Source organism: Ferroplasma sp. Type II, assembly GCF_000496155.1.
Genome location: NZ_KI542785.1, coordinates 1 through 1,175, shown reverse-complemented (window position 1 = coordinate 1,175; position 1,175 = coordinate 1). Strand labels below are relative to the sequence as shown.

3 protein-coding genes are annotated in these 1,175 nt (G+C 45.6%); all 3 read left to right on the top strand.

The features are described 5' to 3' along the window. The first annotated feature begins 148 nt into the window (after positions 1-148). The 3 genes from AMDU4_RS11240 to AMDU4_RS11230 are packed head-to-tail and all read left to right on the top strand — an operon-like array spanning position 149 to position 1,087. A complete protein-coding gene (locus tag AMDU4_RS11240; protein ID WP_021787311.1) occupies positions 149-328 on the top strand; it encodes a hypothetical protein in 180 nt (59 codons plus the stop codon). Continuing rightward, the gene (locus AMDU4_RS11235; protein ID WP_021787312.1) at positions 321-680 is read left to right on the top strand and encodes a hypothetical protein; all 360 of its coding nucleotides are present in this window, start codon (positions 321-323) and stop codon (positions 678-680) included. The genes AMDU4_RS11240 and AMDU4_RS11235 overlap by 8 nt, the downstream gene beginning before the upstream one ends. Before the next feature lie 2 nt (positions 681-682). After that, a complete protein-coding gene (locus AMDU4_RS11230) occupies positions 683-1,087 on the top strand; it encodes a hypothetical protein (protein WP_021787313.1) in 405 nt (134 codons plus the stop codon). The last annotated feature ends 88 nt before the right edge of the window (positions 1,088-1,175 follow it).

Sequence of the window (1,175 nt, the reverse complement as noted above, 5' to 3'; positions counted from 1 at the left end):
ACGGTTTCTTCAGAAGAAAACTTGATGCCAACGAGTACAAAGACTGGAAAGGCTTTCCTTTTGCCTACGGGAAGAGAAGAAAAGATGCAGTTCCCTAGTATTTAATCCTATCTTTTGAGGATAAAGCCGCTCTTCTCAATACATATGTATGGAAGATGCCAGAAGAGTCAGTGTTGCAAAACTGAAGGCAAACTTCGCAAAGAAATTCCCGGATCATCTGCTGACCAGGGTACTGCTTTCAGAGCCGGACATTCTTGCCAAAGAAGAATTCCTGGCAAAGGCGCAGACATGGCTTGCTTTCTTCCATGGAGGAAATGAAAATGAGTAAAATGAGAAGAGTGGTTGTGAACGGCAGTGAGCCTGAATATTTTGAAGGCTCCCAGCCTGAAATAGTAAGATATGAGATTGCCAATCCGCAAAAGAAAGGCACTCTTGAGAGATTGCAGGAGACCATAATCGGGAACACGGTAAACCAGTATGAGCTCGAAGACAGGAGACAGATCGCAGCCATCAGGGAGTTCATGGAGCGGAATCCCGACATAAGCTACGTGGAATACGAATCGAATCCTGTATTGAGAATGGATCTAGTGATAACGAGACGTGGCCTCATATTTAAACGCGAAGAAGCCTCAATATCCGCGACGCTGACCCCGAACAGGAGATTCAGGGCGCAGAGGTAATCATGGACGAAGATGCAGCAACCTTCGGATTCCTGATCACCGCCGTTGCCGTATTTGTAACAGGCATGGTATGGCAGAGTCTCTGGTCCTTGCTGCTTGCGATGACAATTTCGGGAAACCTGTTTTACGAGACTATAGGAATAGCAGGCTTTATTTTGGCTTTCATAGGAGCCCTTGTCCTGCTGTACTGTGCTCTCGTACTCCTCGCATACGTCATCATTTTTGCAGTGATATTCGGAATTCCCGCTTGCCTGGTCTACCTTGTTCTGGGCCTGGAATACTCCATAGTTCTCGCAGGGATCATAGGGATCATTGCCCTCGTATACCTGGTAGAAACGCGCACTGTAAAGGTGGAACATTACACAATTACGCTCAATCCTCACAGACGATACATAATAAAAAGGTAGCCGGATATGAATAAATATTTGGAAGACCAGAATAGGGTTATGAGAGAATATGGCTTCTCTGAGCTAATAAATGCAAGAAGGGTGCTTT